At 72.0% G+C, this 6,892-nt stretch carries 6 protein-coding genes; all 6 read right to left on the bottom strand.

Going from position 1 to position 6,892, the window contains the following annotated elements:
- Nucleotides 1–74 precede the first annotated feature (74 nt).
- The 6 genes from I0C86_RS09040 to I0C86_RS09015 all read right to left on the bottom strand — a co-directional run bounded on the left by I0C86_RS09040 (nt 75) and on the right by I0C86_RS09015 (nt 6,869).
- A complete protein-coding gene (locus tag I0C86_RS09040; RefSeq protein WP_196200768.1) occupies nt 75–494 on the bottom strand; it encodes a hypothetical protein in 420 nt (139 codons plus the stop codon).
- Nucleotides 495–547: 53 nt separating this feature from the next.
- Nucleotides 548–1,333 carry a GTP-binding protein gene (locus I0C86_RS09035; RefSeq protein ID WP_230393829.1) on the bottom strand — a complete coding sequence of 262 codons (786 nt, stop codon included), beginning with the start codon at nt 1,331–1,333 and terminating at the stop codon, nt 548–550.
- Nucleotides 1,311–1,832 (bottom strand): DUF742 domain-containing protein, encoded by a 522-nt coding sequence (locus I0C86_RS09030; RefSeq protein ID WP_196200766.1) that lies wholly within the window; start codon nt 1,830–1,832, stop codon nt 1,311–1,313. The genes I0C86_RS09035 and I0C86_RS09030 overlap by 23 nt, the downstream gene beginning before the upstream one ends.
- Nucleotides 1,833–1,931: 99 nt before the next feature.
- Complete coding sequence (locus I0C86_RS09025; RefSeq protein WP_196200765.1) at nt 1,932–2,402, bottom strand: roadblock/LC7 domain-containing protein; 471 nt, start codon at nt 2,400–2,402, stop codon at nt 1,932–1,934.
- Nucleotides 2,399–5,548: a sensor histidine kinase gene (locus I0C86_RS09020; protein ID WP_196200764.1), complete on the bottom strand. Its 3,150-nt coding sequence runs from the start codon at nt 5,546–5,548 to the stop codon at nt 2,399–2,401. The genes I0C86_RS09025 and I0C86_RS09020 overlap by 4 nt, the downstream gene beginning before the upstream one ends.
- Nucleotides 5,535–6,869 (bottom strand): hypothetical protein, encoded by a 1,335-nt coding sequence (locus tag I0C86_RS09015; RefSeq protein WP_196200763.1) that lies wholly within the window; start codon nt 6,867–6,869, stop codon nt 5,535–5,537. Before I0C86_RS09015 ends, I0C86_RS09020 begins: the two co-directional genes overlap by 14 nt.
- Nucleotides 6,870–6,892: the final 23 nt, after the last annotated feature.

The following is a 6,892-nucleotide window of genomic DNA, read 5'->3' as shown; positions in this document are numbered from 1 at the left end:
GGTCAGGGCTGGCGCGGCCCGGCCGGTCAGGGCTGGCGCGGCCCGGCCGGTCAGGGCTGGCGCGGCCCGGCCGGTCAGGGCTGGTGGTCGTCCGGGCCGAGCAGGGACGGGTCCCGCCGGATCAGGTCGGCCAGCCGGGCGGCGGCGTCGGGTGCCGGAGGATCCTCGGGCGCTGCCCAACTGGGCACTGTCTTGACCGACATCGGCCAGGAATGCGGGGGCTGGCCGGCTGTCGGCAACGCCGGCTCGGCCGCCGGCCGTACCGTCACGGTTCCGTCCATCCAGGCGACGTGCATGGCCGAGATGTTCGGGCCGTCGGCAACCCACATCGTGACCGCCAGCGCCCGATGTTCGGCGACGACCCGCTGTACGGCCTCGATCACCTCGTCGACGGGTGAGCCGGCCCGGGCCGCTGCCGCCTCCTCGGCCCGCCGTCGCTGCAACGCCTCGCGACGCTCCATCCGTGCCAGCGCGTCGTCCAGTTCGCCCCTCATGGTGTCACCTTCCCCGGCCCAACCGACGACCGAATTGGCCGGACCGTCGCGGGCTAAGTCTCCCGCTCCCGGATCGCTCGATCCAGGGCCCGATCCAGCACGATCAGTAGGGCATCGCGGACTGAAAGCCGCTCGCGCGCGTCAAACTGGATTAATGGGACATGCTCTCCGATCGCCAGCGCCCAGCGGATCGCGGTCAGATCGTGCGCGATCTGCCCGTCGAACGCGTTGACCGCGACCACGAACGGTATCCGGGCGCGCTCGAAGTAGTCGATGGCGGGGTAACAGTCGTCGAGCCGGGAGCTGTCCACCACCACCAGGGCACCGAGCGCCCCCCGGGCCAGGTCGTCCCACATGAAGCCGAACCGCGACTGACCGGGCGTACCGAAGAGGTAGAGCTTGAGGCTGCGGTCGATGGTGACGCAGCCGAAGTCCATCGCCACGGTGGTGGTCGTCTTGTCGGAGCGGATGCCCGGGTCGTCGATGCCGATCCCGGCAGTGGTCATCTCCGCTTCGGTGGTCAGAGGCGCGATTTCCGAGATCGCGCCCACCGTGGTGGTCTTGCCGACCCCGAAGCCACCCGCGATGAGGATCTTCACCGGGATCGGCGGGGCGGAGCCGCGTCGCTGTTCGGACCGGTGCGCCGCCACCGGATCGCCGTCCGACTCGCGCGCGTGGCGTGGCTGTTGGCGGGCGGGTTGGGGGTACCCGACCGGTGGTGGCATCCGCCCAGTCTGCACGCCGTACCCCGCCGGGCTGCCGTAGCGTCCGGGCGCACTGTTGGCCAATGGGCCGGCCGGCGGGGACGCCGGCCAGTCAGGAGATCGCACGAAGTCCATCGATCACTCGCATAATGAGGTCGGGGTCGTGGGCATCCTCTACGTCACAGACGTGTACGTCGAGGTGGCCGGCAGCCCGCAGGTCACCGACCAGGATCTTGGTGACGCCGAGGTGCATCCGGAGCCGTGCGGAGATCTCCGCCACGGACATCGGCTCGACGCACAGCGCGACGATGTCCTGGAGTTCCGTAGCGAGACGGGTGACCGGCTGACTGGTCCAGGAACTGTCCTCGTACCTGGCGGTGACCTGCGTCTCCAGCCCGATCGCCGGGTCGGTCCCGGACACCCGCCCAGCGGTGAGTACGAACGGACGTAACCCGGTCGGCACCGGGTCGGGCACCGGAATCTCCCCGGTGTCCGCCTCCGCCTCCGGCTCGGGCTCCGCCTCCGGCAGCACGGCCCGGAGGTACGGGCGGATCCGGACCGGCGCCAGCACATCCGACTCCGACTCCGGCTCTGGTTCCGGCTCTGGCACCTCGTCCGCAGCAGGCCAGCTCACGGCACCTCCTCGCTGCGTTCGGTCACGACGTCTCCTCACTCCGACGGTGGGCGTACCGCGATGTACGGCTGAGCGGACCGGACACCGCACCACCGGCGATCATGACTGCACGGAGTTCTTCAGCTCGACGATGAGCCGAGGGGTGAGCGCGCCTCCGGCCCGACCGGCGAAGAGGGTCATTTCGTAGGCGACGGTGCCGAGGTTGGCCGATCGGTCGGCGACCACCCCCAGGACCGAGCCGCTGCTGATCGCGCTGACCAGCAGGTAGCCGTCGGTCATGTCCACCACGACCCGGTTGAGCGCCCCCAATGTGTACCAGTTGGCGGCTCCACTGGCCAGGCTGGTCATTCCGGACACCACCGCGGCGAGTCGCTCGGCGTTGGACCGGTCCTTGATCGACGACATGGCCATCAGCAGGCCGTCGGAGGAGACCGCGATCGCCTCCTGCACGCCGGCGGTGCCGGACGTGAACGAGTCGAGCAGCCAGTTGAAGGTGCGCGCCTCCTGGCTCAGCTCGCCGGTGCCGTTTCCCTGCTGGTCCTGTTCCAAGCGGATGAAGGGACTGCTCATCGTGGGGTTCCCTCTTCGTGGCGGTTGTCTGAACGGACTTCGTTCAGCGCGCGGGCGACGCCGGACTCGAATTGCATGATCAACTCGCGGACCCGGTCGGGATCGTCCGGCGTGGCGGTCGCGGTGGTGGGCGGCGCCTGGCCGTGTGGGGTGGCAGGTGCCGGAATGCTCAGGTTCGCGCCGGGGACCCGCCGGTTGAGTTGCGGCGGGGCGGCGGCAGATCCCGTCCCGGCGGGGGCCGCCGCTCCCACCCCGTTGGCCCGGGCCGCCGTCGGCGCCGGCCGCAGGTCAGCCTGTTCCCGCTGGGAGCCACGGGATTCCGGCGGTGCCGGGCTTCCCGGGTCAGGTCGGGATCCACCCGGGTCGGTTCGGGATCCACCCTGGTCGGGGTGGGGGTCACCGGGCGTTGCCCGTGTACCGGACTGCGGGTCACCGGGCGTTGCCCGTGCGCCGGACTGCGGGTCACCATGCTCCACCCGCACTTCGGCCTGCGCCGGCCGTGGGCCTTCGGGCTCCAGTCGGCTGGCCTCGTAGCCCGGCGTCGGTCGACGGGCGGGAGGCCGGGACTGCTGCTCGCGCTGCGCCCGGCGTACCCCGGCCTCGAACTCCTCGATCGACGCCCGGACCACCGACGGGTCGGCCGGGGTCGGTTCGGGTCGGCTCTTGCGGCCGGTCACGGGGAGTTGAGCGCCCGGGACCCGCTGGCGCAGCCCGGTGCCGGGGCCGGATGCCGCGGGTCCCGGGCCGCTGTCGGCGGTGCCCGCCGCCGGACCGCCCGATGCCGGCTGGCCGGGCGCACCGTTGCGCTGGCCCGAATGATCCGGCCGATTCGAAGTGTCCGGCCGATCCGAAGCGTCCGGCCGATCCGGGACATCGGCTTGCCCCGGTGCGTCCGGTCGCCTTCCGAGGTCCCGGGCCTCCGGGTGGTCCGGACCATCCCCATGGGGCGCGGTGGCCGGTTGGTCCGGGACATCCGCTCCGGTACCCGAGGACGGCCGGGTCAGGAAGGCGTTCCACGGTCGCCCGGACGCCAGCGAACGGGTCGCCCGGCTGATCAGCTCGGCGTCGAACACCGGCGCGGTCGAGGCCGCCGCCGGTACCAGCTCCGGGATCGGCGCCATCGGCATCTGGCTCGGCCTCGGCGCGGTGTCCGGCCTCATGATCGGGTTTTCCACCGGAAGCCGGCCCGGCACCGGGGCCATCGGCGGGCCACCCTCGGGGGCGCTGACCGGCCGGACGGGCAGCGGCTGCGTCACCGGTGCCCGGGCCGCCACCACGGGCGCTTCCGGGTGGCGGGTGATCAGAAGCTGGTCGTCGATCTCGACGCCCACGGTCACGCCGCCACCGGGCGTGGTGCCGGAGAGGGTGACCCGCCAGCCGTGCCGACGGGCGAGCCGACCCACCACGAACAGTCCGAGTACCTCGGTCGGAACGAGGTCGAGCCGTTCCCGTCGGGTCAACCGGGCGTTCTCCTCGGCCATTCGCTCCGGCGACATGCCGATGCCGTGGTCGACCAGGTTGAGTCGTACCCCACCGGGCATGACCTCGGCGAGCACCGTCACCCGGGTGTGCGGTGGGGAGAAGGCGGTGGCGTTCTCCATCAGCTCGGCGAGGGTGAGGACGAGATCACCGATGACTCCCGGTGCCACCGCGACATCGAGCCGGACCTGCACGTCGACCCGGGTGTAGTCCTCGATCTCACCGAGTGCGAGCCGGACCACGTCGCCGAGCGGGAGCGGAGCCACGTGCCCGTCCCCGCCGGCTCCGCCGGAGAGCACGACGAGGCTGCTGGCGTTGCGGCGCAGCCGACTGGAGATGTGGTCGAGCCGGTACAGGTGCTGGAGGCGACCCGGGTCCGTCTCCTGGTGCTCCAGCCGGTCGATCAGCGCGATCTGCCGGCCGACCAGGTTCTGGGTACGCCGTCCGACGTGCCCGAACATCTGGGCCACGTTCCGTCGGCTGGCGGCCTGCCGTTCGACCAGTCGGGCGGCCGTACCCTGCACCCGCTCGAAGGCTCGGGCCAGGTCGCCGATCTCGTCCCGACCGCGTACGTCCACCGGGTCGAGCCGGATCGGGTCGGGCGACTCGGACTCGTCGTCGACGATCCGGACGAGTTCCGCCTCGGCGACCCGCGCCATCCGGTCGGCGGAGACCGTCAGCCGGGTCAGCGGCCGGGCGACGGTGCGGGCCACGGCCAGGCTGAGCAGCATCATCAGCGCGATGATGAGCAGCACCAGCAGTCCCACGGTGTACGCGCCGGCGATCGCCCGCTGGCGCTGGTCGGAGACCTCGGCGATCACGTCGGTGACGATCTTCTTCTCGATGAACTGGCCGAGGGTGGTCAGCGAGGAGACGGCCGGGAACAGCCGGTCCAGGGAGAGCCCGATGACGGCGCTGGTCGGGTTGAGCGAGCCGACGCTGAGGAATTCGGGGCTGGTCCGGGCCGCCACCGCCCGTTCCACCAGCCCGTACAGCTCGTTCTGGGCCGGGGTGGCGAAGCCGCGGAACCGGGCCAGGTTCGACTGTAGGCGGGACATGTTGGCCACGTACGCGGTGCCGGCCGACGCGCTGTTCGTCCCGACGACCAGCACGATCAGGGTGCCGGCGGCGCTGATCGCCTCGTCGGTCCGGAGCACCGCGTCCAGGGCGATCATCTGACGCCCCTCGGGCGTGTTCCCGTCCGCGGTCCGGGTCAGCCGCAAGGACTCGATCAGGGTGTTGTTGGTGTGCCCGAACCCGTTGACCACCTCGTCCGGGCTGATTCGCTTGGCGAGTACGCCGAGTCGCAGGTCGGTGAGCCGCTGCACGCTACCGAGGGCGGTCTCGATCTCCGGGGTCGACTCGTCGCCGAGTTCGAGGCGCAGGTCGGCGAGTCGGTCCCCGACCTGCGCGGTCTGGGTGACCAGTTCGGACCGGTCGACGGCGTTCAGCAGGTAGCCGATCGAGAGCAGGCGCTCCAGTTGCAACTCCTGCACGAGAGTGCCGACCCGGCCGGCACGGCGTACCGAGTCGGCGGTGTCGGCCGCGTTCCTGGCCGAGTCGATCCGGTCGACAAGCACCGGAACGGCGAGGCCGATGGTGCTGAGCAGCGGGATGACGACGAGCAGCGCGAGTCTGCCCCGGATCCGCAGCCTATCGAGCAGCATCGGGACGTCCCCAGTGCGCCGGCTGACCGTCCGGGCCTCCCGGCATGGCCGGATTGGCCTGCCCGGCGGGGACCGGGTCCGGCCAGTCCGGCAGTGGGCCGCGCCGGCCCGGCTCGCCGGCCGGGTCCGGCCGGTACGACCGGCGCTCGGGCAGCACCGACGGCCCGGTGGGCAGCCCCGACGGCCCTGCCAGGGGTGACGGTCCGGCCAGCGGCGATCCGATGACGGGCGGTGGTCCGCCCAGTGGTGGCCCGCCCGGCGGCGGTCCGACCTCGGGCGCCGCGCCGGGGTGGATCGCGCCCGGTGGGACCATGCCGGGCTCACCCAGGTAGGCGAAACCGGGTCGGGTCACCCGGCCCGCGATCATGATCCCGGCGGCCAGGGCCACGATCATCAGCACCGCGAGTACGAACGCGCCGATCGCGACGAGCCCCTGGTCGGTCAGTTCGTCGGCGCGCTCCTGGATCAGGATGTCCAGCTCGGACAGGATGATCGTGGAAAGCTCCGCCCCCGACAGGTGCGCCGACGACCGGGCGGTGCTCACCTGGATCGGATCCGCACTCCTCGGATCCGCGGTGAGGCCGGACAACGACTCCACCGCGCGCTGATAGCCGTCGAGCCGGCGGAGCAGGTTACCGCCCAGGGTTCGGCTCTCGGTGTCCTCGACCGCCACCCGCAGGCCGCTGACCAGGTCACTCGCGGGCTCGATCACGGCTGCGCGGGCCAGCGCCATCTCACCCGCCGTGCGCAGCCGTTCGGACGTCGGCCGCTTCGCCGCCATCACCGTGAGGTCGGCGAGGCGCCCGGCCGCGACCAGGGCCTCCGGCAGCTCCTCGGCCACGGCGTCCTGCAGGTGGTAGGAGTCGGATTCCGGGTCCCGGATCAGCCCGGAACTCTCCCGCACCTTCGCGTAGAGGGCCAGCAGCAGGTCGCCGGCCTCGCTGTACGCCGCCGACGCCGTCGCCGGATCGGTCGGGGTACGGGCCGGAAGCGCTTCGATCTTGGCGCGTATCCCGGCCCAGCGGTCGCTGGTCCGCAGTTCGGCGCCGTACCGGACGTCGACCGCGCTGGTGGCATCGACCGCGCTCCGCAGCGCCTCGCGGGCGCCCGATCTACCGGAGACCGCGCTCGACTGGGCGTCGACCAGGGCAACCGTCACGGGGCCGAGTGAACGAAGGTACTCGATGCCGTGCCGTTCCCGGTCCGCGTACGACCGTCGCTCGTCGTTGGTCTGCCAGTGCGAGCTGAACAGCACGCCGATCGGCACCAGCAGGGCGACCGCGAGGAGCACTCGCAGCACCACACCGGTCCGTTTCGACACGCGCCGAGACCGCTGCGCGGTAA

The organism is Plantactinospora alkalitolerans, from assembly GCF_015690345.1.
GTDB lineage: Bacteria > Actinomycetota > Actinomycetes > Mycobacteriales > Micromonosporaceae > Plantactinospora > Plantactinospora alkalitolerans.
Note: the sequence above shows the minus strand (reverse complement) of the source record. Positions and strands in the feature narration are given on the sequence as shown.